Here is a 26,341-nt window from a genome sequence, read left to right as displayed (position 1 = left end):
GCGCAACACTACATTATGAAGTTGCAGGAGTTTAACCGCAAAATATAAAACTCTAAATACAAATCTAAAAGTAAATAGTTAGTTCAACTTCTGCCGGAGCCAGGTTCGGACGGGCTCATCATACAACTTCAAGCTCGCATAAGCCAGAACTATGGACCCGGCAAAAGTAAGCAGCGCATAGGGCCAGGACTCCGAAAGCAAAACACCCTTGCGATCGCTTACCCATGCGACATAAAAGTACACAAGCGTATAATGAGTTATGTACAAAGGATACGACAGATCACCCAAAAGCCTGCAAATCCTTTTCTCACCCTCGCCCTTTACGGAACCACTGGCGCCAATGTAGACGATGGAAGGAAAAACAATGATGATGCAAAAAGACTCATAAAGTCCATTCATCCACAAGTGGTCGCTCCCTCCTATTCTTGGCATAAACAGTACGACGGACAGCAAAAGACTGCTCCATAGAAAAGCATTTCTGATATACGTCGGCCTGGCTACACGCGAGAGCAACAATCCTGCAAAGAATGGAAAAATAGTACGCGTAAGACCGACGCGCACCTGTTCGGGGGTGAGAGTCCATCCTCCGGTAACATCGCCGTTTGGATTTGTGACTGCAAAATGAACAAGTACTGCCGCCGCAAGTACCACAAACACGGACAATGCTTTATTCGACAGCCTTCTGACACCTACAGCATACAATATGTTTGCGACGTATTCGAAGAACAACGACCAGCCTACACTATTAAGCGGATGCATTTCCTGCCATCCCCGGATATCCATCGACAACGGTATGGGTAACAGCGTGTACCCTATCAGCATCACCACCAATAGCTTCCACAGCGGCACGGTATGTATCAAGGGCCAGATGGCCGAGTCAGTAAAATAAAAACCTATCGCACCCAGGGTCATCCCCAAAACAACAAGCGGCTGAAGTCGCTCTATGCGACGACGAAGGAAACCACCAAGGGTAAGGGTTGTCCAACGGTCGTCATATGCGTAACCAATGACGTATCCCGACAGAAGAAAAAAGAAATCTACTGCCAGATAGCCGTGATTAACCAGTTGTGTTATATGACTCGTTGCGTGCGGTTCACAAAGATGGAAGGCAATGACGATAACGGCTGCTACGCCACGGAGTGCATCGAGTATGAGGTAGTGCGGCCTGGTGGGAATCGAGTTGTTGTTCATCTATCAATACAGAACTTCTACATTTTACATTTAGAGTTTTAGATTTTGCGGTTATGCTCCGCGATACAAGGTAGAAGTTGAGTATAAAAAGTACTGTTATTGAGATGCGCCCTTTGTTTTGACAACCTGGCTTTTCAAATTTTAACCGCAGAATGTAAAACTCTGAATGTGAAATGTAAAAGTATAGGTCTTACCTGTGGCTAGCGCCAGCCAAGGCCAGGTGCAACATGCCTAAGGATAGAAGACAGCACGTGAATATTATACTCGACACCCAACGTATTGGGTATGGTAAGGAGCAAAGTGTCCGCTTCCTGTATGGCTTCGTCTGCTGCCAGTTCCTTGATCAGCTGGTCAGGTTCTGCGGCGTAGCTTCTTCCAAAGATCGCGCGCTTGTCAGGTTCGATGTAACCGATCTGATCGCTTCGCCTGGTCTCCTGTCCGAAGTAGTACTTATCCTGGTCAGTGACCAACGCAAATATGGACCGGCTGACTGAAACTCTTGGCTCGCGCTTATGACCGGCCTTTTTCCAGGCTTCCTTATACAGTCTGATTTGCTCTGCCTGTTGTATATGAAAAGGCTTGCCACTTTCGTCAAATTTCAATGTAGAGCTTTGCAAGTGCATTCCCTTTTCTGCCGCCCATACTGCAGTAGCATTGGAAGCAGCGCCCCACCAGATCCGATCACGCAGACCTTCAGAATGCGGCTCTATCCTTAGCAAACCAGGAGAATTCGGAAACATTGGATTAGGATTGGGTTTCGCAAATCCAACACCCTTCAACTTATCAAGAAACTCCAACGCTTTACGACGTCCCATCTCTGCATCAGTTTCCCCGTTCGCAGGCTCATAACCAAAATATCGCCAACCATCGATGACTTGTTCCGGTGAGCCCCTGCTGATACCCAGTTGAAGTCTCCCTCCGGATATGAGATCGGCCGCGCCGGCATCCTCGACCATATACATAGGATTTTCATAGCGCATATCGATTACGCCGGTACCAATCTCTATCTTCTTTGTTTTCGCGCCGATAGCTGACAGCAAAGGAAACGGTGAGCCTAGCTGCGCTGCAAAATGATGCACCCGAAAATACGCGCCATCCAATCCCATTTCTTCACAAGCGACAGCCAGGTCAATGGACTGAAGCAGCGTATCGGCTGCTGTACGGGTCGCGTAGCCCTGATGGTTGGCCCAGTGGCCAAACGATAAAAAGCCTATCTTCTTCATACCGTAAAGTACAAACTTTTACATCTTTACGTTCAGAGTTTTAGATTTTGCGGTTAAAGTTCGATGCATCAAGTTAAAAGTAGAAAGTAACATTATATGAAATAAAGAATTGCACATTTCACATTGACAACTGCGTTGTTCAATTCATAACCGCAAAATGCAAACTCTAAATGTAAAATATAAAACGTGATTTAACTTACACCGCATCGAGCTCAAACACGATGCGGAGCAAATTGAAATAGCCCGAAAGACTAACGGGCTTTTGAAATGTAAAGTTCGCCCCCATTGAAGAGAATAGTTTAGAATCCATTGCATCCATGCTAGTTGAAATTACAGTGATGCTGCTCGTATCGAATTCTTTCATGCTTCGCAAGACCTTGACACATTCCAGGCCAGTCATCTCGGGCATGTTATGGTCAATGAAAATATGATTCGGGACAAAATCGAGTCTGGTATCAAGAAGAGATTTGATGGCCTCGCCCGGATTAGTAAAGGGCATGCAAATGGCCTCAGGGTCAACCTCAGCGATCGCTTCCTGCATTAACTCAATATCGTCAGAATCATCATCAATCAAAACGATTGTCAGGCGCATAGGACTGGCCCCGTAAAAAATGACTTTGGGGATTCGTCCCAAGATAGAAATAATTTCATCCGTACTTTAACACACGCGAAATCAATTATAGCATTGGGGTAGCCGGAACAACGCAGCAACAGGCGGGGCAAATTATATCCGGATAGTTTGTAGCTTTACAGCATGACCGATGACGACATCCAGGATTCAATTAAAAGCGTATTGATAGCGGAAGACGACGATGATGACTATGCTTTCATCAGGGAAGCAATCCTGCACAATCGCCTCACTATTAAGATTTCACGCGCCGAGAACGGCGATGTGCTGATCAAGATACTGGATGAGAATTCGCCCGATCTTCTCTTTCTTGACATCTCCATGCCCTGCCGCGACGGAAGACAATGCCTGAAAGAAATCAGATCAAACAAGAAATTTGACCTGCTTCCAATCATCATGTACACGGCCCTCAGGCACGATCAGGACATCGACTACTGCTTTCGAGAAGGAGCAAATCTCTACGCACTTAAGCCGAGCTCATTCGACGAGTTGACTGCCTTAATCAGGAACATCCTGACGATTGACTGGAAGAGAACCCAGTACTATCCGCCGATTAATCAGTTTGTGATCTGAAATTCTCCGATGTACAGAGCTGCACTTTGTTAGTCTTCAGGACGCGCAAACGCAACATGTAAAACTTCAGGTGTAAAATGTATAAGCGGGAAAGCTGACACGGCCGTCGCGTACAGACTCAAAATATTGGTGTATTTTTAGCGCCTTATTCAATCTACATGAGTCAGAACTTCAATACAATATGTGCTCAGGCAGGTCACGCCGCAGCAACCAACGATCCGGACGTCACTTCATCAATACACCTCTCAACAACATTCCACTATGATGCAACTGGCGAGCCACCAACCGGATGGCTATACAGCCGCGAGAACAATCCCAATCGAAAACATGTTGAAGGGCTACTAGCGCAGCTGGAACATGGAACGGATGCTGCCGCCTTCAGCAGCGGAAGTGCTGCAGCACACGCTGTCTTTCTGAGTCTTAGTCCTGGTGATCATGTTATCATCAATAACGATGCATATGCCGGCACACGGCTAATGCTTAAAGATGTTTTTATTCCCTGGGGACTTGAAGTTTCATTCGTTGATCTGACTGACCGCGCGAACTTGCAGTCATCAATCAAAACAAACACTGCGCTTGTGTGGTGTGAGTCACCAACCAATCCACAGTTAAACATTATCGATCTCTATGCTCTTGTCGATTCCTGCGCGAAACGCAGGATCAGAACGGTGATCGATAACACCTTCGCTACTCCGTTCTTACAGAACCCATTGCTGATTGGAGCCGACATCGTTATGCATAGCACCACCAAATACCTCGGCGGACATAGCGATCTGACCGGAGGTGCATTGATTACGAAGGAGAAGAATGAATGGTGGGAGAAAATCAGACATATCCAGCACATCTGCGGTTCGGTTCCGAGTCCTTTTGATTGCTGGTTGCTTACACGTGGCATAAGATCGCTTGCGCCACGCATGAAGCTGCATGTTGAAAACGCCAGGGCTGTTGCCGAATTTTTGAACAGTAATCCGTCAGTAGAACGCGTTCTCTATCCCGGTCTAAGCACGCATCCTGGATATGAAATTGCGAATAAACAAATGCGCGCGCCGGGAGCAATGCTTTCATTTCTCGTAAAGGGTGGCAAAGACGACGCCATACGTGTCGCGAAAAGCGTTAAGCTGTTTACGAATGCCACAAGTCTTGGGGGGACGGAAAGTCTCCTCGAGCACAGAAAAACCGTCGAGGGTCCCGACTCGCCGACTCCAGATAATTTAATCCGGCTTAGTGTTGGCCTTGAAGATGCCGTTGACCTCATAAATGATTTAGCTGCGGCCCTAAAAAAGTAGAAATCAAATTCCTCAATAGCTCTTTCAAAGAGGCCACTTAAAAGCTGTGAATTGGAATACTACTGGCTCTTCAGGCGCTCAGCCTTTTGTACCGTCTGAACGCCATCAGGAATGACGAACCAAAATTTTGTACCAACCCCTGGAGTACTGGTCACTTCGACTGAAGTATTCAAAATCTCTGACAGTGCTTTTACAATTGATAGCCCGAGGCCGGTGGAAGATTCGCCGCCTGTGGGTCTCGCACTCAATCGTTGAAACGCACCAAATAGTTTGCCGATGTCTTCCTCTGTGAGTCCCGGCCCTTCGTCCTGCACTTCAAACTGGATCCCCACAGGCTCCACACGGAAGGCCCGGACATGCACCTTGTTGCCGGCATTTGAAAACTTGATCGCGTTCGACACAAGGTTGTCCAGTATCTGACGGAGGAGCGTACCATCGGTCATGAAGTTCGTCACTGCACCATCGATGTTTGTTAGCAACTCGATATCTTTCTTTTGCGCTGACGCATTATAATTTTCAGCGACGGCGGCGATAATCTTTCGAACGTCAACGCGTTCGAAATGAACTTTGATTTCAGCACGTTCAAAGCTGTTCAAGTCGAGCAGACGTGTAACCAGATCCTGCATCCTTCGAAGTGATGCTTCAGCCATCGTCAGATATGTGAACTGATCATCGTTCAAATTTCCGGACATCCTTATTAGCCCCATGAGTCCGGTGACTGAGCTAATGGGATTTCTAAGGTCGTGCGTAGCCATACCCAGAAATCTGCTCCTCTGATCATTCAATTCCTGCAGATCATACACGGCTTTTCTGAGACTTTGCTCGAGGAATTTCCTCTCACTTATATTGAACAGCGTCGATCTGTTCTTAATGAAATTTCCGTCCTCGTCAAAATATGCTATGGTATTCAAAAGCACCGAAAATGTCGTTCCATCCTTTCGCTTTAACTCAAACTCAAGACCTTCGAGACGGCCATGCTTTTTGAGTTCTTCTATAGCAAGACGTCGTATTTCAACCGACTCAGGAGTCATTAGTTGAGTAACTGTCATCTTACCCAGTACCTCTTCTTCCGTGTAACCCAGCCAGTCAAGTTCCGTCCTGTTAATCTTCACTATCAGATCGTTTTTGTCAACCGTGTGATAACCGCATGGAGCGTGCTCATACAGAAACTGTAGTTCCTGAAGAGATTCAGCGAGCCTTGTATTGCTTTGTTCGATGTACTTTGTCAACGACACAATCTGATCGAGACTGTCGCTCAGCATCTGATTCCTCTGTGTTAACTCTGCTGTTCGCTCCTGCACTTTCCTTTCCAATCCTGAATTGGCACCTGCAAGCTCTGAGAGTAAATTATTGTTGGCGTCCCGTTGATAGCGAATGACCCCGATCGACGCAATACACACCACGCCGATACCGAAAAGGCAGAACCAGCGAATGGCATCACTCACAAGATACTGGTCGTTTAATGCTTCCTGCCTCGATGCAAGGATGCTCTGTTCCGTTTTGATGAACTGCCGCGTTCTGGCGTGTACGCTGCTTAAAAGCCTATTACGCCCGGCCTGTTTTAGCATGTCTACACTAGCAAAAGTTCTCTCTGCTATCTCACGGTCCCATTTATCTTTCTGACTTTCTATAAGGGGAACGATCTGATCCGTCAGTACCTGCTGTTGCGCCAGATTATCCTGAACGAGCGACAGCAGAACAGCCACAGTGGAATCGAGATCAACTATTGCTTCACTATATTCACGTTCATGTGATGTACGATCATCCTCGGCCAGCAGTATGTTTCGATGCGATGCTTCGGCGGTGTGGACATTTGCAAGAAGGTACTGGGATGCTTCGATTACATTGTATGTATGCTCTATCAGGTGCTCCATCGATCGGCTGCGGACGTTCCTGAATTGAGTTATTGACAAGGTTACAATAACCAGAAACAAGGCCGAAGCCAGCAGCCAAATCGCCAACCTGGTAGTGATCACCATTCGCATAATCTTGCTAACTGTTAATAATTTAAGAGATTGGCTTTCGAATATCAAGGACATTGATCCACTAAATGAACATCCTGTTCACTTTCTTGTTGATTAATCATCCGGGCTTCCTATAAACTTTCATAGATAGCAGCCGCGGCCAGCATCAAGGTCGCTTGTGATACAAGGAGTCCTTGTGAACCCGTAGTTCCAGGGGTGCCGTTGATGCAAACACCCCGACAAGATTCGCAGTGGAATAAGGAGGAAATTCTACAAATCGCTGGCTATCGGTAGCGATCTGCATCCAGATGTGCAGGTACGGTTGTTGCCTTACATCATGGAAATAAACACTTTTGGCCCTGGCCGAGAGACAACGAATATGTACGCCCTTCTACTGATACGAAACCTATTGTTCCGGACCGGGCAAGGGGCACAATCATTTATAAACATTATGGACAACGTTATGAAGACGAGTAAAAGTAACTCCAGCCAGGATCTGTCCTCGAAGCTGGGAAAACTATTTGAAGACGAACTGAAGGATATCTATTGGGCAGAAAAGGCTTTAACGAAAGCCATTCCGAAGATGATCAGGAACTCAAGTTCACAGGAGCTTATAAATGCTCTGAGAAGGCACTTGAACGAGACTGAAGAACACGTAGTGAGAGCAGCGAAGGTTTTCGAAATGCTTGGAAGAAAGCGACGGCGAAGAAATGCGAGGCCATGGACGGCCTGATTAAAGTAGCAGAAGAATTAATGGAAGGTGCGGAAGATGGTGTGATGATGGATGCAACCATCATAGCAGCGGCTCAAAAAGTAGAGCACTACGAAATTGCTTCTTACGGGACGCTCAACGCGTTTGCTCTGACACTAGGATTGCAAGATGCTGCAGCTATTCTTTCCACGACCCTTGAAGAAGAGAAGAATGCTGACTCGATTTTAACCGAAATTGCGGAAACGGCGATCAACATTGAAGCTGCCGGGGAACCTGCGGAATAGACTTAACTACCCTAACACCGGGGATTTGCCATGGCGGTCTAAACCTTAACTGCTCCTTCCACGGGCTCTATGTGCTTTCCAAATTTGTCAGCGTATTCCTTAGTAAACTCGCCTCCGAATAAGACAATAAGTCCTGCATAAGAAACCCACAGCATAATCAATACGATTGTCCCTGCAGCACCGTACGCGGATGCAGGGTTGCTTGTTCCAAAATATAAACCCAACGCAAGTTTGGCCACAACGAAGAGAACCGCTGTAAGAAGGGCGCCAGGGAGCACATCTCTCCACTGAATTTTTGCGTCGGGTAAGAATTTGAAGATCGCGGCAAATAGCAGGGCTGTGACAGCGAGCGAAGCAAAGAAGTCCGCTATACTTACCAATGCCACCAGTGATTCCGAAATATGTCCGCCTATCCATGAACCAATCGCCGCAAGCGCGGCCGACAAAAGCAGTGACACCAGTAACAGGAATCCCACAATTAACACAAGACCGAATGAAAACAAACGATCCTTGATAAGTTTCAATACCTTACCTTTTGGCTTTGGTTTGACGCCCCACATTTCATTTAATATCTGTTGCAGTTGATAAAAGACACCGGTCGCACCGAATAAGAGTATGGCCGTGCTGAGTACAGTAGAAAGCACTGTGCCCTCGAGTTGAGTGCCCTGGGTAATCATGTACTCAACATCTTTGGCTGCGTCCTGACCTATTAGTCCACTAATCTGCGAACTGATCTGATGAGTAATTGCTTCCGTTTCAAACATTACTCCTGCCACATTGATCGCAATAACGAACAACCCTGGCAGCGAGAAAATTGTATAGTATGCGATGACAATACTATTGTTGAATGGACTCCGCTCCATCAGTTTGGAAAATGTATTACGCAGTAGCTGCCAAAATTTCTTTAACCGTGTCATTACCCGGGATATAAATAGCACCACGCAAAAAGGACGCCATGAGTAGATAAGAATGCAACAATATGCCGCCCAGGGAACGCAGTCTATTCCAACTGTTCCTTAACGGAACGTATTGCATCTATGAACATCGTTCCATACTCATCCATGCTGTCCGGCTTTTCGGTGATACCTGAAGCGCCAAGGTCGATGAATCGCTTTTGTTTGCTCTCGTAAATGTGCATCGATGACGACATCAATACAATTTTTGTATTCCTTAAATGATCAATCCCGCGAATTGCCATAACGCACTCCTCCCCACTCATCTTTACCATGTTTACGTCGACGAAAATGTAATCCGGAGGCGGAGAACTGTTGATCAGCGCAACCAGGGCCTTCTCACAGTCTTCAAAGGCTTCGCATTTTGATCCAGGAAACGCTGTGTTAATTGCGTCTTTCATAAACTCAATTTCCTCACAGTCGTCGTCGATGATTACGATGTTCAACATTGGTCCGATCTTTCAATTGCGGCATCAAAAACCGTCCCAGCCTACTACCGTATGTTGAATAGCCGGAAACGGGATTCGCAATTGCTGGGGAATTTCCACGGTATGGCTAAGGGGAGCAACAGACAGAGTGAGAGCAGAGAGTGAGAGTGAGAGTGAGGGCAGAGAGTGAGAGTGAGAGTGAGAGGAAAGACCAGATCCTGAGGTTAGGAACGTTTTCGAGAACAACTCAGCTTAAAAAAAAGAACCCGGCGTGTCCGGGTTCCTTGATTTATCAAAATGCAATACCTGAAGAACAACCTGTCGGTACTCCTCAATCTTGTAAGGCTTCTTAAACGCAAAGTCAGCTCCATTTCTCACCAGGAACACCTGGTTCTCTGAATCCATGTAGGTGGATATCATCGCGATCACTACATTATTCAACGACAGCTCCTTTCTAAGTACCTGCAGGCACATGTCGCCTGTGAGCTTCGGCATATTGATATCGATAAATACGGCGTCCGGCGGCGCGTCCGTATTTGACAAAATCGCCTTCAAAGCTTCTTCAGGGTCTGAATATGCTGCGCATTGAACAGGGCCATAGTAATCGTTGATGGCCTGCTGCATCAGCTCCAGCTCATCGGGATCGTCGTCGATTAAAATGACAGTCTTCAAGATTGTGGGTTATGACACTTAAGATATAAAAAAATTAAGAATGAAGAATTATGAATTATGAATTTGGGGCACCACGATAGGCCGCCGGTTGCAAGTCGATCAAAAGCACGTCAACATCCAGTCCCATCGTCATGTTTCATACAAAAGTTTCCTATTTTTCATTGCATATCCGATCGATGTCACGTACCGTTGCGATGATTTGGAGCTTAGAATATTTCCAAACAGGACAGGTCCTTGCTGTCCTGGAGAATGGAGTGCGCGCAGAGGAACGCGTGCATTGGAAGTACAAGCCGTGTGCACCTCAAAAGTTCGGAGTATGTTCAATCTAACAAACAACGTGCGCCCATTGAATATCATAACGCCAGCTTGTCGTTTGCTATTTGCGTTGTTGATCGTTTGTCTTATATCGTCGGAGGAGTGCTTTGCCCAGGTTAAGATCAGTGGCCGCGTGACTGACACACAAAGCAAACCTATCCCCTATGTAAACATCGGGATCTTCAAAAAGGGTATCGGTACCATCAGCAATGAAGATGGCAGCTTCTCACTGCATGTTCCGGTGCAGTACCAGGGAGATAGCATTATGTTTTCTGCCATCGGATATGAGACAGTGGTTCTTCCTGCCGGGAACTTAAGCCAGATAATATTAAGGGAAAAGACAGTTCTTTTAAAAGAGGTGACCGTTACTGCTAAGAGTGCAAAGCCAAAGTCTGTCGAGTTCGGCAATCGGTACTGGGAAGGTCCGAATGGCGTTCAGTTCCTCGACACGCTTTATGCCGGAGCGGCTATGGCCATACTGATTAACCCCGACTTCACTCCTGCCTACGTGATAAAATCCCGTATCCGTATTCAACTCAATACGCTTGGCGAGTTTAAGATTCGCCTCAGATTATTATCCGTGAATACTGTCACTGGACTCCCCGATGAAGACCTGCTAAACGAAAGTGTAGTCATTACCTCTAAAACAGACAACCGCTGGATTGAAACTGACTTATCCGAATATCATTTGAAACCAGAACAACCTTTCTTTCTCGTGTACGAATGGATCATGGATGACAAAGCAAGGCGAATTCTCGCCAGGGATTTCGATGTATATGCAAAGCAGCATCCGGAGGATTTTGTCGAAGTCAAGAGAGTTGTTGACGGGAAAGAGGTGAGTTCAATTGAGAACAACTTTCATCGCGGGGTTCTGTTTGGGGTATCGAGAAATCCCTGGTCGATCAAAACGTATTCATGCTACTACCGCAGGAGCAGCCTTGCGGAGTGGAACAAGTCGATGTATATACTGGCGGCACGCATTACACTGTCGGATGTTCCGCCTGCTGAATAACAGATTGTCCACATCACCTTGCAAGAATCCGTATCAGCTCGTCATTGACGTAGTATACTTCCGCGCCCTCTCTCCGGGGAGTGAGGATCTTTGCCTGGCCAAGCTCATCCATGTATTTGGTCAGGGTTGTTCTGGATGTTACTCCAGCCGCGTCGCCGATCGTCTTCGCCCTGATGTAAGGCTGATAGAACAAAACATCGTTCACCTCCTTAGTGTACCATTTGATGTGCTTCTTGCCATGATCAAGTGTTGCCTTCATCTGATCTGCAATTTCGTTAATCAGCTGATTTGTAAATATGGAAGTGCGTTCAACCGCGTCCAGCATATAAAGCACCCATTCTTTCCATGAACCCCGCTGAGTCACCGCCCCAAGGTTGTAGTAATAGTCGGTCTTGTTTACGATAATATACTTTGATAAATAAAGTACCGGTCGGGCGAGCAGTCCTTTGTGGACCAGGTAAAGCAAATTCAGGATGCGTCCAGTCCTTCCGTTACCGTCCTGAAAAGGGTGAATAGCTTCGAACTGATAATGAGCAATACACATTTTCAACAACGGATCGGCTGGGTACTTTTGATCATCATCGAGATATTCCAGCATGTTATTCATCAATCCTTCAACAACGCCCTCGCCACGCGGTGGCGTGTAAACAATCTCTCCCGTACGAAACTCGCTGTCACCCTGACGGATCACCACCTGCGACTGCGGGGGACGGATGCCGGACCTGCTTTCCTTGATTTGCTGGAAGATACCGACAACCAGGTCGAGTGTAATGGAGGAGCTGTCGGCGAGCTGACGATAGCCTGTCCATAACGCCTCCCGATATTTCAGCACTTCCTTTGTTGCCGGATTGGCCCGCTCTTCCCTGGCTGTGTCGGATACGGCTTTATAAAGCTCATCTTCGGTGGTAAAGATGTTCTCTATTTCGGTAGACGTTTTGGCTTCCTGGAGTGCGATAGTGTTGACCAGCATATCCGGATTGGGCAGGCACTGAACATTCGCATTGACTGTCGCCAGTGCCCTGGAAGCTGTTACAAGCTTCTTCAGGAGTGCCGCTTCCTCCTCGATGCTACCGGAGGGGGGAAGCGCGGGAAGGCCGTTAAAGGGCTTATTTCGATCGTATTTCGACATTATGATGTCCATTTCTGGTCATTTTCTGGACATGATACAAATGTAGCATCAGAAAGTGAACATCATAAGACTATATGTTCATTTTTACTACAAAACTGGACAAATAGAGCATTTATGTCCATTTTTATGTCATTCTTGAACAACCACATCATACTTGTTCAGGCTTGGCCAAGGCCGGTCAGGTTAATGGAAAGTGCCATCCAGCATATACAATCTCTGCAAAGTTCTTCTGAAACCCCCGGCGTCCAGTTTGATCAAATACCGCTAGCCCGGTTCCATGATATAAATGCGCCCATAGGGCCGGTCATGGCATGACGCAGCCTCTATGGGCGTCATACCGCTGATGAAAAATTCAACTGTATAATTGAAAAAAAGAGCTAAGATTCGGTTTGTGAATTAAAGCACCGCCAACGAACGACTGACAAGTTATGTCATTAACGGCCGGTAGGGCGCAGGTTGCGATCCATCATGTAGTGATGGTCAACTAAATAAACAATCGTAGATACTCCATCAAACACTCAAGCATAAAAACAGGTCTCCATGAAAAATGACACATTCAGCTCAAGAAGAAAATTCTTACAGCAGGTAGGCGCAACAGGTTTAGCGTTAGGTGCGGCGCCACTGTCATCACTTAGTGCAAAAGAAAAAGCCGAAGAACGAATACTTCGATACGAAAAGAAGACAGCACCCGCCGACAAAGTTCGCATCGGTGTAATCGGCTATGGCGTTCAGGGTCACTACGACCTGAACACTGCACTCAAAGTGCCTGGCGTAGAGCTGGCCGGCATATGCGACCTCTATACCGGAAGACTTGAAAACGCTAAGGAACTGCACGGCAAAGATCTGTACACCACCATTAACTACAAAGACCTCCTCGACAGAAAAGACATCGACGCGATTCTTCTCTGCACAACAGACGTATGGCACGCACGCATCGCCCTGGATGCGCTTGCGAAAGGCAAGCATGTATACTGCGAAAAGCCAATGGTCTACAAGATCAGCGAAGGCTATCCAGTGATGGAAGCGGCAAAGAAGTCAGGCAAAGTGTTTCAGGTGGGAAGTCAGCGCGTGAGCAGCATCGGCTATGCAAAAGCCAAAGAGCTCCTTGCCGCCGGTGAAATCGGCAAACTCAACATGGTGAACGCCGTGTACGACAGACAAGGCTCAATCGGCGCCTGGGAATATACTATTCCCAAAGATGCCAACGCCATGACGACCAACTGGGACAAATTCATCGAGGTCACTGAAAAGATGGCGTATGATTCGAAGAAGTTCTTCTGGTGGCGCGCCTTCAAGGAAGTTGGCACTGGCGTAGCAGGAGACCTCTTCATCCACCTGCTCAGCGGCACTCACTTTATCACAAACTCGAAAGGACCAGAAACCATCTACAGCACTGGACAACTTAGCTACTGGAAAGATGGACGCAATCTCCCGGATGTGATGTCGGGTGTGATGCAATATCCAGACTCGAAAGAACACAATGCCTTCCAGCTAACATTGCAAGTGAACTTCATCAGCGGAACTGGCGGACAGGAAGTGATTCGCCTCATAGGCTCCGAGGGTGTGATCGAAACAAAAGGTAACAGCATCACCATCAAACACAGCCTCATGCCCGAAGCTCCCGGCTTCGGCGGCTATGATTCACTCTTCACCTTTTCAAAAAAGATGCAGGATGAAATGCAAAAAGAATATGACGCAAAATGGTCCGAAGCACAGAGGAAGAGACCAACAAAAGAAGACATTGTTTTCAAAGCTCCTGATGGATACAGCGATCATCTCGATCACTTCACAAACTTCTTCGATGCGATAAGAACAGGAAAGGCTGTTGTTGAAGATGCAGAGTTTGGATTCAGAGCTGCTGCGCCGGCGTTGGCATGTAATGAGAGCTATTTGACGAAGAAGATAATCAGCTGGGATCCTAATACAATGAAGCTGAAGTAGAACCAGGCTCCAGGGTTTGCAAGAAAAGGAACGAGGCTGAGCGACTGGATTTTACCACGGCGTACGGGCTTTACCGGCCTGCTCGCAAAGACATTTCATCTGTTAATACATGTTGAGGGTATCTGAGGTAAAATAAGGTCGCTCAGCCTCGTTCCTTTTCTTGCAAACCCTGGATGCTTCCTTGTCAGCATATTTAATAACCACGTAGCCGCTTCACTGCGTTCGCGAAGGCTGCTCGTTACGACGTAACGATCGGCAGTTTGAGTATTAGCAATGCTGCAGTAACGATAATGCCGAGGTCGGCAGGTTCGTGGTATGTGAGGCAAAAATAAGTTTGCTCAGTGCTACTGAATACGTCCAAGAGATTATCTCCTGATCTCGTCGAAGATCTGTAAAAAGTCATCCATCATTTTTTGATAGCCCTGGAAATCAATAGGCTTAACGGCGACCATTCCTGCTCCAAGATTCTTGCAATCAATGATGAGCGAAGAGTCGGTATAGGTAGAATAAACAACTACGGGGATATTCGCAAAACGCTTTTCTGACTTCAGGTACGAAAGCGCGCGCTTCCCGTTCATCTTTGGCATGTTCTGATCCAGAATAATCAAATCGGGCAACTCTTCATCTGACACGACTCCATTCAAAAATTCAATTAACTCAACACCATTTGAGGCCGGAGGCAACAAGACAATATCTTTCCGCTGCGAGAAGAATGTGAAAAACAGCTCGCGGTCATCCAAATCGTCCTCAACAAGAATTACCTTTTTACTCATTGTCGGCAACTGGTTGCTTTAACGGCAAAATTACGTTGAATTCGGAGCCTTCACCAATACTACTTTTGGCTACGATCATTCCATTATGTTTCTCAATGATTTTCTTGGCAATCGCTAATCCAATTCCGGAACCTTCATAGGCCGTTTTCGGATTGAGCGTTTCGAACAGATTAAATATCGACGACGTATATGTTTCATCGAAGCCTATTCCATTGTCGCTTACCGTAAACCGACAATACCGTGAGTGATCATCAATCGACAGACCCAACTCAACCGGATCTAATTTTTTCATCCTAATTTCAATGATCGGATGTCTGTCGGGAGAAACGAACTTCAAGGCGTTGCTGATCAGATTGTGAAATACCTGCCGAAGCTGGCCTCTGTTTCCCTCCACTTCACAAAGGTCGGCAACATTCACCCTCGCATTTTTTTCTGCAATACGTAAATCAAAATCTTCGATTATTTCGGTGACAATCTGCTTCAGATCTACCTTTTCTGTGAGAATATCTTTCGCTGAAAGTTTTGAATAGGTCAGGATATCTACAATAAGAACCTTCATCCTCTGAGATGCATTAAAAATCTTCTCGATAAAATTTCTGGAAGTATCCGGCAGCTGATGAAATGAGTTATCTTTTAAAAGTTTTGTGAACACCTGAATCTTTCGCAGCGGCTCCTGAAGATCGTGCGACGCAACGGAAGCAAACTGTTGAAGATCGTGGTTGCTGGCAACAAGCGCGTCGTTCAACTCGCGAAGCTGATCGTTCTTCGCTTTCAACTCACGCTCTATTTCCTTCTGTTGTGTAAGATCTGTCACGATAACGCTCAGCGATGTATCGCCATCCATTTCAAGCGCGTTCAAAGACAACTGCACATCGATACTCCTGGTTGCACCACGCAAACGCATCTCGGCTTTCACATTATTAGTCCAGCCCTTTGACAACAGTTCCTGGTACAATGGCAGATCATCATTAAAGATAAAATCTGAAAAGTAGTTACCCATCACGTTGGACAAAGAATACTCAACCAATTGAGAGAATTGTGAGTTGCAATAGGTAATCAGTCCATCATGGTTTAACGTCACCGCCCCTTCCGTCATCTGTTCAATAAACAGTCTATAGGCACGATCGGCGGACTTCAGTGTAAACAGCGAGTGGCCAGAATCGTCGCTGACGACAAGAGCGTCTATTTGCCCTGTGCGTATAGCCTCCAGGGTATCATTAGCCTCAGCAAGCTCCTTACGGAGTTTGCTGATTTCAATTTCCTGGTCATCCCATGACAGCTCTTTCATGCGTCGTGATTAAGTCCCAATCCCTCGATCACCTTCAATTCATTCGACATGTCCCCTATCAGCCTTCGCTCCGGCAATGGATGCTTTCTCACCAGCATTGGCAACGCCACAATCTGTTCACGCTGCGCTATGGACTTTTCCTGATAGACATCAATTATCTGCAAATCGTACTTTCCGGAAACGTGAGCTTCTAAAATGCGCCGTATATTATTAATCGCCTTCAATGAATTTGGTGAAGCACCGGACACAAATAACTTAAGATCATACTCACGAACAATATTCGGATCGAGTGGCTTCATGTAGCTATTTATTTTGCTGCCCGCAGATCGAGACCCACCAGCACCTTTTCCTCATTTGAAAGATCACCGATAATTTTTCTTACCGGCTCCGGCACTTTCTTCACCAGCGTGGGAATAGCAAGGATCTGATCACCTTCCGCCAGCTGAGGATTGACTAAGAGATCAATGACCTCTATCTCATATATACCTTTCAGGTGTTCCTCACAATACCTCTTCAGATTTTTTAAAGCAAGGGCAGATTTAGGTGTGTTCCCAGCGATATACAAACGAAGCTCATATTTATTGGTTCCCTTTGCCATTACGCTTCTTTGATTTTGGTGCGTTGTCATTCAAATATCGATTCTTTGTTAATTGGTCTCGATTCTGTTCCAATACTTTCCTCCTCAGCTCCTCCTCCTGAAATGTACGATTGAGCTCATCTTTCACAGATTCAAATTCGTCATTCAAACTTGCAATCTTCGCTTCAAGAACCGTCTTCTTCCGCTGAATCTCCCGTTCGCGTCGCGTGCCTGCAAAAGTCTTGATCTCCTGCCCGGCCGCTTCCTGAAGCTGCTGTTCTTCCCGCGCTGAACCAATGAGTACACCATTCGGACCGAGATATACGTCGACAAGCTCAAGACCCTGGTCCGTAATAATAAATTCACGTACCTGATTCGAGTGTTTCATGCCCCGGGATTTCATAATATAAAGTCCTCTGTTCCTCTCGCCATTCGATTCCAAATCACGAACCGAGATCCACGCGTCAACAAGGGACGAGACTCCCTCATCAGTTTGCTCGCTGTTGCTATTGCTATAATTTAATGCAGTAAACAGCACCGATATCTGATTCCTCTGAAGGTGATCTATTAGTCGAATCAGCATAGATTTCACCTCACTTACAGACCCTATGGTTACAAGATTAGTTATCGGATCAATAATGATCACTTGTGGTTTGAAGGCGGTTATTTTATTGTAGATGTCAACTAAATGCATCTCGAGTCCGTGTATAGTTGGACGTGAAGAATGAAAACGCAGCAACTTCCGATCAATATGTTGTTGAAGGTTCATGCCTATTGAAGACATGTTCCTGATAATTTGCTGTGGTGACTCCTCAAATGCAAAGAACAGTACCCGTTCTTTCCTCAGGCAGGCTGCATTGGCAAATGAAGCAGCAACACTCGTCTTTCCTGTTCCGGCAGTTCCCGACACCAGAATGCTAGATCCTCTGAAAAATCCATCTCCTTCGCCAAGCATCTCGTCAAGGGTCGGAATTCCGGAAGATATTTTATCCGATGAAACTTCATAATTGAGTTCTAGTGAAGTTATCGGCAAGACGGAGATACCTTCCTTGTCAATAAGGAACGGATATTCGTTAGTGCCGTGAACAGTACCACGATACTTAATCACCCTAAGGAGCCTTGTCGACACCTGATTCTTTACGCGATGCTCAAGCAAAATGACGCAGTCCGAGACGTATTCTTCCAACCCCTGACGCGTAAGCGTCTCCGTGCCCCGTTCACCCGTAATAATAGTCGTAACTCCCTTGTCCTTCAACCATTGAAAAAGTCTCCTGATTTCAGACCGAAGTATCCCTTCATTTGAAAGGCCGCCAAAAAGATTCTCAATCGTATCAAGAACTACACGCTTAGCCTTTACACTCGAGATCGCGTGTTCAAGTCGCACGAATAAACCCGAAAGATCATACTCACCAGTCTCTTCGATTTCAGCCTTATCCACATGAACATAATCTATCTTGACTTTCTTATCGGCCTGAAGTCTTTCAAGATCAAATCCAAGCGAAGCAACGTTAACTTCAAGCTCCGCTCCCTTCTCCTCGAAAGTCATTATAACGCCCGGCTCATCATATTTCCGAGCACCATTAACGATAAACTCGATTCCCAACAATGTTTTGCCGGAACCAGGCCCTCCACAGACCAACGTCGGCCTGCCTTTAGGGAGCCCCCCGAAAGTGATTTCGTCAAGACCGACGATACCAGTTTGACACTTTTTTAGTTTGCGACTTCGAGATACAGACGCCCTACTCTTATTAGCCATACGACATTTACATTAACAATAAATATGGCCCGCATAACTCTGAACGTTTCTGAGAGAAAGGGTGCAGAATTGAATGCGATCAGCCAGATGTTTGTGATGCGTTCAGCGAATAGGACTATGAAATTTATGCCAAAGAGGACTATGGAGTGAGTGATAGCATATTTTCAGAAAATGTGGAAAAAACACCACAGTGTCGTTGAAGTAGAGGGCATTTGCGCAGGGTTCGAAAGGTCCAAAGATATGCTTGAGCGACTGGATTTAACCACGGCATACAGGCTTTACTGGCCTGCTCGCAAAAAACATTTTCATCCGTCAAAGCAAAGCGAAAGTATTTGAGGTAAGCTAAGTTCGCTCAAACCATATCTTCGGACCTTGCGAACTCTGGAAGCTCCCCTCATTCAAGCAATGGTACGCAGCAGTTAAGGCCGTAAATGCGGCGTACCTACTGCTGAAGAGGTTGCATTGACTGTTCAGACGCGCTGTTAGAGACCGGCAGCGTTATAGTAAACGTCGATCCCTGGCCGTACGTTGACTGGAAACAAATGCTGCCACCCATTCTGGTCACAACGTCCTGGGTGATGTAAAGTCCAAGGCCAGAGCCCTGGGATCGCTCGTTTCCCCGGTAAAACATTTCGAAGACCCTTGGCTTAACTTCAGATCGTATACCCTCTCCGTTGTCTTCAATTTCGATAATCATCTGGTTTCCGTCGAGGTACGATGCAATCTTCACCACCGGCGTCTCCTCAGGACTTTGACGCTGGAACAGTACAGCATTAGAAATAATGTTGCTCAAAATGACTCTGATCCTGTTCTTGTCCTGTTGTATCACATTCACATGGAGATCGAAAATAATATCGGGCATTCGCTCACCATGAAGTTGTGCAATGTTTTCTATTATCCCGGTACACATCGCTTTCAGGTCAATCCGTTCTAACTCGATGTCCTGTCGCTTGTTTCTCGAATAATCTAATACTTCCGCAATAAATGTCAGTAACTTCTGCGCGCTGGTTCCTATCTTTTCAAAATACTGCTGCTGATTGCCACTGTTAAATCTGCTGATATTAACGATCCCCTGTATCGTTTTTAACGGCGCGCTAAGATCGTGCGAAACGCTATACGCAAAACGATCGAGCTCGCGGTTTGCAACCTCAAGTCTTGCATTCGCATTGGCCATATCAGCGTTAGTTTTCTCAAGCAGCTCATTTTGGATAATTAGTTTCCGTTCTACTGAACGCATGTCCGACATCACACGACCAGTTACCACTGCAAAGGCAAAAAGAAAGTTAGCCCCGACAAATACATCGAAGGTCTCACCTCGTGTTAACAAAGGGCTTTGCTCGGAGACGCTCGTCAATATGGGCATCACGTAAGCAATTACGATCACGTAAAAGTTTGTCAGTATCGCAGCACCAAAACCAAAACGTATCGCTACATACAAAGAAAATAGTCCATACAAATACCAGAAGCGGCTGAACTGAAGGAAGAATGACATCACGAGCATAACGAGGAAGACGAAGGCAATCTCCACTATTTGATGGCGCTGAATGGGAATGGTATCGTGGATTACAAATTCATCGTGTGTCCACCCGCGCTTCTGCAGCAATGGAGTCAAGTAGTGTAACGCCGGTATTGTTATTAAAAAATTGGTAGTGAATTCACCGAGTATATTGCTGCCGCTGTAGGGCCAGAAAGTCGAAGCTTTCTGAGCGCCTGTAATGACCATGAAACTTTGCAATATCATCACTTCAATGACCACGGGTATAAAAATTCCCACACCCATGAATAAGACCAGGTTGCGAATGTCTGGCACCCAATACTTACCTTGAAAATATCGGAACAGCAGCCACGACAGTAGCGGAAAAATTGTCTCAGGAACACCAAACAAGAACCAAAGCTTCCATTGTTCAGCAGGCGTGCCCCACAGATAAGAGGTGGTTACTGCATTAAGATACATTGCCGGCAATACGTGCTTTGGAGATGTCCAATATGTCAGCACGAGGGCGATACAAGTAGGAAGATAATAATCCGAGACACTTTCGCTGTGCATGGTCAGCAACGACACATAGCTGCCTAGCCGAAACAGCATAAAAAAGCCGACCTGCATAAGCAAGTATTTTGTCGGCGAGAATGGAGCCCGGTTCGTGAGCGTCATAGTGGTCGCAACTTGTGATAAAGGTACGTCTCTTACTGATGCATTTATCGGTCGGGAATTGATTTAGATCTCTTCTGATCAGGGCCCAGGGTTTGCAAGGGGTCGTGGACCAGGTTTGAGCGACTGGATTTTACCACGGCGTACAGGCTTCAATGGTGTGCTCGCAAATGAAGATTATCTTCTAAGAACAGGGCTTTCGTATCTGAGGCAAAATAAGGTCGCTCAAACCTTGGTCCACGACCCCTTGCAAACCCTGGATGCTTCTCATCAACAAACTTAATGACCACGTAGCCACTTCACTGCGTTCGCGAAGGCTGCTCGTTACGAGGTAACGATCGGATGGGCAATCCAAGCACCTAATTCATAACAGAAATCTTTTTAATGGATAATATATAGTATCCACCCCTTTCTTCAGTTGCGCTTTATACGTATCCAAATATTTCTTCGCCTTGTTGTGATCCGAATAAAAGTACAATCTGTATAGCTCAAACCTTGCATCGTTGATCAGTATCCTCGCGAAATCACGCCACGTGAATATTGTTGTTTTGAAATTGCGCTGACGCCTAGCTTTATGATTCTTTTGAAACAATAGATTGCTATATCGTCCTGGTGGCTTAATTTTCGTATTTGCCCCATCGCATACAGAGTCTCGGCGTTGTCATCGTCCAATTTCCATGACTTAATAATGTACTTCTCGGCCATTCTCCATTTTCTCTGGTCAACCTGCCGACGCATTTTGTCACCGCCATCTTCGAACCGGCTTTCGTCAAGATAAGTTTGTGGAATGCAGTGAAGCAGATAAAAATTATTCCTATAGTCGATAGGCCTATTGAACGCTGCATTGTGCTGCACTCCTGCATGCTTACTTTACATAGTTATCTATCTTCACGACGTACAGGTCATAACGACCTCTCCCACCCGGCCTGTTGGACGAAAATATCATAACATAAAATCCAAGGGTCTTAACTACAATGGGCCTGAATTCTCCATACTCAGAGTTAATCTCATCACCGAATTTTTGAGGGAGGAGACCATGTTTCATTTTCAAACTTTGAATACCAAAGATCATAATCACCATCTCTGTTCGATGTAAACACCATGAAATTGTCCTTCACAAAGGGGCACTTCTCGTCATAGAAACTTGACAACCCAGCTTCCTTTTTGATATCCAGAATACGATCATTCACCAGCGCATCCATCGTGATCTTTGCACTATACCGGGCAGTGTAAATATTAAAACTGGTATCTCCCCTGTTGCTGCAGAAATAAATCCTGTTATGTTCTGTATCAATTGACGGATACAAATTATCACCAACACTATTAATCCTGGTTAAAGAGTACGGCTCAGAAACCGTCTGATTCACATTACGCCAGTTTGCCAGCTGCACAAATTTTATATCGAACGTATCACCCGGATTGGTAGCATAAAAGAAAAGCAAGTCCTGGTCTAAGACATACGAATATGGGCCAAATTCATCATTGGGAGAATTGATCACCTCAAGCACCGGACTACCAGCCGCCTCGCCGACATCTGCCGGTCTGGGGACAGCCAGGTTAAGAACTCTATCGGTTCGATGATATGAAAACGCAAGGGCACCGGATACGATATCGTAATCTTTACCGGCGCTATTCCTGTTGGACGAGAAGTAAAAGTCGGGGCCCTCAGACGGATATCCAAGGTCGGAATTGTAGTCATCATATTCGGAGTTCATCGCATAGATATTGGTGGGTATCTCCGAAACGATGATATCGTAGTCAAAACGATCGGAGGGCTTGCAATTGACGAGCAGAAGGATGATCAGAGAGATAACATAATGCTTCATAACACAACGGTTGTTATTGAATATAACAAATTTAAAGATTCTGTAGAAATGATTAAGAGGTCAGGGTTTGCAGCAGGCAGGCTTGGTTTGAGCGACTGGATTTTACCACAGCATACATGCTTCATTCTTGTGCTCGTATATTGGATTCATCTGTTAAGGCTAGACCTGCGTATCTGAGGTAAAATAAGGTCGCTCAAACCAAGCCTGCCTGCCGCAAACCCTGACAATTTTCTTCAATCACAATGGCCAAAACCACGTAGCCACTTCACTTCGTTCGCGAAGGCTGGGCGTCTAGGGGTAACGCACGGTACGTGTTAAGGTGGAATGGACAAATGCTTTCGTCGTATTAATGTCGCGGTATCAAATCCTAGTCGACTTAACGTCCGCGGAAGAGATCGTCATCAACCTCGGGGCACGCCTTCGACGAGAGGATCATCTTACGATGTCGTTATTTAACGGTTACTCTATACGTGTATAGAGGTCCGGCGTCGCCTAAAAAATGCACATAATGTATTCCCTTTGATGTAAAACGGACTACAGTAGAGTAAAGAGTTTCGCTGCCACACGCGAACGTAGTTGTGCGGGAAGCAATACTACTGTTATCAACCTTCAGCGCCATTTTCTCACAAGAGAGCAATCCGGAGCCCGCAAATTCAAAGGTAACATCTTCTCCTTTGGAAACGGTGGTGTCCATACTCACTCCGAACTTTGGACGCATGTCGAATCGAAATGCAGTCACGTAAATGATCGGACCATTCAGGAACTCGTGCAAAGTTGGTGGATTACTCAGTAGCGTCAGGGTGGAGTCCTGAGGATAGTGATTCCTGATGAACAAGTCGGGCTGAGCAAGAAAGTATGAAGGATCGTACCTTCTTATGAACTGCTTCGATTGACTATCAGTTGCTCCGCTCGACCACGTTGCATCGCAGAGGTACCATTTGCCATTTAGTTGCACCATGTTCCAGGAGTGATTTATCACGCCTGAACCTCCAATGTTGGAGGCTACTGTCCGGCCATAACCATCAACAGTCTTACACGAAAGACCCGCATGCAGGGAAAGCTCACGAATGACGTAAGCATATCCAGTGCAAACAGCCCTTTTGTCCTTCATCAGAATTTTGAACGCCTTGCGTGAAAACTCTACCGACCACTCTTTCAATTCCTCGGGACGTGCGTGAAGCTTCTTCCGTTGACGCTGATTCTGTTCAAACAAAACCGGATCGCCTTCAATATTTTCGCAGACCCATGTATAGATCGCCCTGAACTTTTCCACATCAGTTGAAAACGGCCTGGTTAATTTGTGCGACAGCGTTACAAAATTATCCAATGGATGACCTTTATAACAGTTTGCAACGCTGTCGGCACTATGAAGGTCCAGGTTGACGAAATCACTCACCTGCCCACTCGCCGAAACAAATGACAGAAGTACTATAATCAAACTAAGAGTATATCTGCTTAAGGTATACAGCATCAAAAGATGTTCTTTATCTTAGACCACAGCGTTTGCTTTTCCTGGTAACATCCCGTCACATCAACAGCTCCCAACGTAATCTCATATTCCATCTTCATTTCGATGATTGTGTCCTCGTTGGATGCAACGGTATACTCAACAGTCTCAAACCCGACAAATGAAAACAGCAATACATCGCCGGCTTTCAGCTGCACAGGAAAAGAAAACCGACCGTCGTCGTCGGTGGTAGTTCCCGTGCTTGTTCCTTTTAATAAGACATTTACTGCCACCATCGCATTACCGTCTTCATCTTTTACAATTCCGCCAAAGTGTGTATTCGATTCACTATTAACCCTCCGGCCTTTTGAAGCTTCGACGCCAGACCTAACTTCGGACGTCGCCCTGATAGCATCTGTCTGTGCATAAGTCTGGTTGATTGTAAGCATGAAGATCAGACTTAAGAATCCGGCCTTCAGCAAGGCAAGCCCGGGAGAAGCAGTTACAAGGTTGTTAAACGAATAAGACTTGAGCTGATCTGCACGGAATCGTCCACAGGTTTTTGCAGACTTGCTGGCGAAGAATTCCAGGACTGCCTGATCACTGAGCTTTGTAAAGTCAATGATCGTTTTCTCGCAGCTGGAGCAGTAGCGTCCATTTGTCTGTGGCGCGAATGCTTCCCAATTTTCTTTGCAGGGATTTTCAATTGATAGGTGGATACTGTTTTTCATAGGTTTAGATGTTTTTACCTATAGATGCTGGTGAAAGGCCGATTCCATAAAGAGAAATAAAATAATTTCATCGTCGTCTGTGATCGTCGTGAAGGATTAAGAGGCCAGGTCTTGCAGCGGGCGGAGTTTAGATTGAGCGACTGGATTTTACCACGGCGTACATGCTTCAATGGCGTGCTCATAGATAAAGATTAACTGTTAAAGCAGGACTTGCGTATCTGAGGTAAAATAAGGTCGCTCAATCTAAACTCCGCCCGCTGCAAGACCTGGATTCTTTCTCTCATCAGATTTTAGGAACCAAGTAGCCGCTTCACTGCGTTCGCGAAGGCTGGGCGTTACAGGTAACGCGCGATGCCGTTCATTGCATTCCGTTTGGGGCTGCGCTAAGGCTTCAGCACTGTATTCCGAAATGGTAGATAGAATAGGATTCGATGGCCGTTGGTGGCCAGGCAATATCAATTGAGTCCGCCTCTGTATTTATCTATGAATTGAAGCGTCAGCTCACGTGATTTCACTTTAGAATGAATCACGCCGGCAGCTGTACCTCCGAGATTGAACTCATACTTCCGGCCGCGGATAGTCAGGCTGAACTTTCGGAAAGCGATGCTGGAAACAACCGGATAACATCTTTTGAACATGAGCAAGTCGTGACCTCCATTCTCAAAAATGATGTTATTCACTTCGTGCTGGAATCCCCGTTGCTTTAATCGCTCTTCTATTCGATTGGCCATCGCAGCTGATGGCCATACCAGGTCGTGCGCTCCTGAAATGAGAAGGATCGGTCCATTAATTCTCTCAACCTTTATCACGTACTCTTCTTCATCGTTTCTGCCTTTCAGTAAGGGATCTATATACTTAATGTAATCAATGCTTGCATCGCTATTCTCTTCAAACCTTTGAATGTGTGCGAATGGAACAGGCCTGGAATTCAATGTCCATGAAGCCACCAAAGTATCTTCGTCAATTTCCGTTGCATTAGGCAGGACAAAACAACCCGGCGCATAGGCAATCACACCCTTTACCAGTGGGTATGTACTACCAAGAAGTAAAGCCAGTTCGGCTCCTCTCGAAACGCCCATTAAGAAAAGTCTATTTGTATCCAATTGCCTTTTTGTCTTCAGCCATTCGAATGCGTGCTCAAAGTATTCGAGCGGAATGTTCTCCAGCTTATCAGGTAGTCCGGCTTCTTTGAAAAATGCCAGGGAAAGGACAGCATAGCCATTTAACGCAAGGGCCTTTAGTTCTTCTTCGTATTTAAGTCCGCCGCCTGAACCACCCAGGAATACAATAACAGGCAAAGCATTGTTTGAGGAAGGATAGATGAAGTCGGCAACCAACTCTTTCTGTCGGACGTGTTCAATCGACAAACCAGTTGAATCAACAGGCCAGAACTCCTGAAGTACCAAGACAACGCCAACCAGTCCAACAACGGAAATAGCAAATGCGGACCATTTGAGGGTTTTGTTGATCATAACTACAAGCA

22 protein-coding genes and 1 pseudogene are annotated in these 26,341 nt (G+C 46.0%); 5 read left to right on the top strand and 18 right to left on the bottom strand.

The window, feature by feature from the left end:
• Positions 1-78 precede the first annotated feature (78 nt).
• From WBG78_RS07690 to WBG78_RS07680, 3 genes are all read right to left on the bottom strand, one after another.
• On the bottom strand, positions 79-1,191 hold the full coding sequence (locus tag WBG78_RS07690) for an acyltransferase family protein (RefSeq protein ID WP_337325817.1): 1,113 nt from the start codon (positions 1,189-1,191) through the stop codon (positions 79-81).
• Between the two features lie 200 nt (positions 1,192-1,391).
• The gene (locus tag WBG78_RS07685; protein ID WP_337325816.1) at positions 1,392-2,414 is read right to left on the bottom strand and encodes an LLM class flavin-dependent oxidoreductase; all 1,023 of its coding nucleotides are present in this window, start codon (positions 2,412-2,414) and stop codon (positions 1,392-1,394) included.
• 196 nt (positions 2,415-2,610) lie between these two features.
• Positions 2,611-3,006, bottom strand: a complete 396-nt coding sequence (locus WBG78_RS07680) for a response regulator (protein WP_337325815.1) — start codon at positions 3,004-3,006, stop codon at positions 2,611-2,613.
• Positions 3,007-3,168: 162 nt separating this feature from the next.
• Between WBG78_RS07680 and WBG78_RS07675 the strand changes: the two genes are divergently transcribed.
• Together WBG78_RS07675 and WBG78_RS07670 are read left to right on the top strand one after the other, a co-directional pair.
• Entirely contained in the window at positions 3,169-3,615 is a 447-nt protein-coding gene (locus WBG78_RS07675; RefSeq protein ID WP_337325814.1) for a response regulator, read from the top strand.
• A 158-nt stretch (positions 3,616-3,773) separates the two neighbouring features.
• Positions 3,774-4,901 carry a trans-sulfuration enzyme family protein gene (locus WBG78_RS07670; RefSeq protein WP_337325813.1) on the top strand — a complete coding sequence of 376 codons (1,128 nt, stop codon included), beginning with the start codon at positions 3,774-3,776 and terminating at the stop codon, positions 4,899-4,901.
• 59 nt (positions 4,902-4,960) lie between these two features.
• Here WBG78_RS07670 and WBG78_RS07665 read toward each other — a convergent pair whose 3' ends face one another.
• Entirely contained in the window at positions 4,961-6,886 is a 1,926-nt protein-coding gene (locus WBG78_RS07665) for a sensor histidine kinase (RefSeq protein WP_337325812.1), read from the bottom strand.
• A 316-nt stretch (positions 6,887-7,202) separates the two neighbouring features.
• On the opposite strand from WBG78_RS07665, the pseudogene WBG78_RS30765 reads away from it, so the two are divergent.
• A pseudogene (locus tag WBG78_RS30765) lies at positions 7,203-7,861 on the top strand (YciE/YciF ferroxidase family protein).
• A 38-nt stretch (positions 7,862-7,899) separates the two neighbouring features.
• Here WBG78_RS30765 and WBG78_RS07650 read toward each other — a convergent pair.
• The 3 genes from WBG78_RS07650 to WBG78_RS07640 form a co-directional block, all read right to left on the bottom strand.
• Positions 7,900-8,724: a YihY/virulence factor BrkB family protein gene (locus tag WBG78_RS07650; protein ID WP_337325809.1), complete on the bottom strand. Its 825-nt coding sequence runs from the start codon at positions 8,722-8,724 to the stop codon at positions 7,900-7,902.
• 137 nt (positions 8,725-8,861) lie between these two features.
• Positions 8,862-9,263, bottom strand: a complete 402-nt coding sequence (locus WBG78_RS07645) for a response regulator (protein ID WP_337325808.1) — start codon at positions 9,261-9,263, stop codon at positions 8,862-8,864.
• Positions 9,264-9,494: 231 nt separating this feature from the next.
• Positions 9,495-9,914, bottom strand: coding sequence for a response regulator (locus tag WBG78_RS07640; protein ID WP_337325807.1), 420 nt, complete (start codon positions 9,912-9,914; stop codon positions 9,495-9,497).
• Between the two features lie 316 nt (positions 9,915-10,230).
• Between WBG78_RS07640 and WBG78_RS07635 the strand changes: the two genes are divergently transcribed.
• On the top strand, positions 10,231-11,241 hold the full coding sequence (locus tag WBG78_RS07635) for a carboxypeptidase-like regulatory domain-containing protein (RefSeq protein ID WP_337325806.1): 1,011 nt from the start codon (positions 10,231-10,233) through the stop codon (positions 11,239-11,241).
• Positions 11,242-11,254: 13 nt separating this feature from the next.
• On the opposite strand, the gene WBG78_RS07630 is transcribed toward WBG78_RS07635, so the two are convergent.
• Positions 11,255-12,382 carry a Fic family protein gene (locus WBG78_RS07630; RefSeq protein WP_337325805.1) on the bottom strand — a complete coding sequence of 376 codons (1,128 nt, stop codon included), beginning with the start codon at positions 12,380-12,382 and terminating at the stop codon, positions 11,255-11,257.
• A gap of 528 nt (positions 12,383-12,910) precedes the next feature.
• Here WBG78_RS07630 and WBG78_RS07625 point away from each other — a divergent pair.
• Positions 12,911-14,311: a Gfo/Idh/MocA family protein gene (locus WBG78_RS07625; RefSeq protein WP_337325804.1), complete on the top strand. Its 1,401-nt coding sequence runs from the start codon at positions 12,911-12,913 to the stop codon at positions 14,309-14,311.
• A 365-nt stretch (positions 14,312-14,676) separates the two neighbouring features.
• On the opposite strand, the gene WBG78_RS07620 is transcribed toward WBG78_RS07625, so the two are convergent.
• The 10 genes from WBG78_RS07620 to WBG78_RS07575 form a co-directional block, all read right to left on the bottom strand.
• Positions 14,677-15,084 carry a response regulator gene (locus tag WBG78_RS07620; protein ID WP_337325803.1) on the bottom strand — a complete coding sequence of 136 codons (408 nt, stop codon included), beginning with the start codon at positions 15,082-15,084 and terminating at the stop codon, positions 14,677-14,679.
• Complete coding sequence (locus tag WBG78_RS07615) at positions 15,077-16,372, bottom strand: sensor histidine kinase (RefSeq protein ID WP_337325802.1); 1,296 nt, start codon at positions 16,370-16,372, stop codon at positions 15,077-15,079. The genes WBG78_RS07620 and WBG78_RS07615 overlap by 8 nt, the downstream gene beginning before the upstream one ends.
• The gene (locus tag WBG78_RS07610; protein WP_337325801.1) at positions 16,369-16,671 is read right to left on the bottom strand and encodes a circadian clock KaiB family protein; all 303 of its coding nucleotides are present in this window, start codon (positions 16,669-16,671) and stop codon (positions 16,369-16,371) included. Before WBG78_RS07610 ends, WBG78_RS07615 begins: the two co-directional genes overlap by 4 nt.
• Before the next feature lie 8 nt (positions 16,672-16,679).
• Entirely contained in the window at positions 16,680-16,970 is a 291-nt protein-coding gene (kaiB, locus tag WBG78_RS07605) for a circadian clock protein KaiB (RefSeq protein ID WP_337325800.1), read from the bottom strand.
• Complete coding sequence (kaiC, locus tag WBG78_RS07600) at positions 16,951-18,705, bottom strand: circadian clock protein KaiC (RefSeq protein WP_337325799.1); 1,755 nt, start codon at positions 18,703-18,705, stop codon at positions 16,951-16,953. The genes kaiB and kaiC overlap by 20 nt, the downstream gene beginning before the upstream one ends.
• A 442-nt stretch (positions 18,706-19,147) precedes the next feature.
• A complete protein-coding gene (locus tag WBG78_RS07595; protein WP_337325798.1) occupies positions 19,148-20,809 on the bottom strand; it encodes a sensor histidine kinase in 1,662 nt (553 codons plus the stop codon).
• A gap of 1,055 nt (positions 20,810-21,864) precedes the next feature.
• Positions 21,865-22,680: a hypothetical protein gene (locus tag WBG78_RS07590; RefSeq protein ID WP_337325797.1), complete on the bottom strand. Its 816-nt coding sequence runs from the start codon at positions 22,678-22,680 to the stop codon at positions 21,865-21,867.
• 448 nt (positions 22,681-23,128) lie between these two features.
• Entirely contained in the window at positions 23,129-24,151 is a 1,023-nt protein-coding gene (locus tag WBG78_RS07585; protein ID WP_337325796.1) for a transglutaminase domain-containing protein, read from the bottom strand.
• A complete protein-coding gene (locus WBG78_RS07580; RefSeq protein WP_337325795.1) occupies positions 24,151-24,858 on the bottom strand; it encodes a carboxypeptidase-like regulatory domain-containing protein in 708 nt (235 codons plus the stop codon). Before WBG78_RS07580 ends, WBG78_RS07585 begins: the two co-directional genes overlap by 1 nt.
• Before the next feature lie 455 nt (positions 24,859-25,313).
• Entirely contained in the window at positions 25,314-26,330 is a 1,017-nt protein-coding gene (locus WBG78_RS07575) for an acyl-CoA thioester hydrolase/BAAT C-terminal domain-containing protein (protein ID WP_337325794.1), read from the bottom strand.
• Positions 26,331-26,341 lie beyond the last annotated feature (11 nt).

The organism is Chryseolinea sp. T2 (assembly GCF_037203685.1).
In the GTDB taxonomy this organism is placed as follows: domain Bacteria; phylum Bacteroidota; class Bacteroidia; order Cytophagales; family Cyclobacteriaceae; genus Chryseolinea.
The sequence above is the reverse complement of the archived record's forward strand: the minus strand, read 5'-3'. Positions and strand labels throughout refer to the sequence as shown.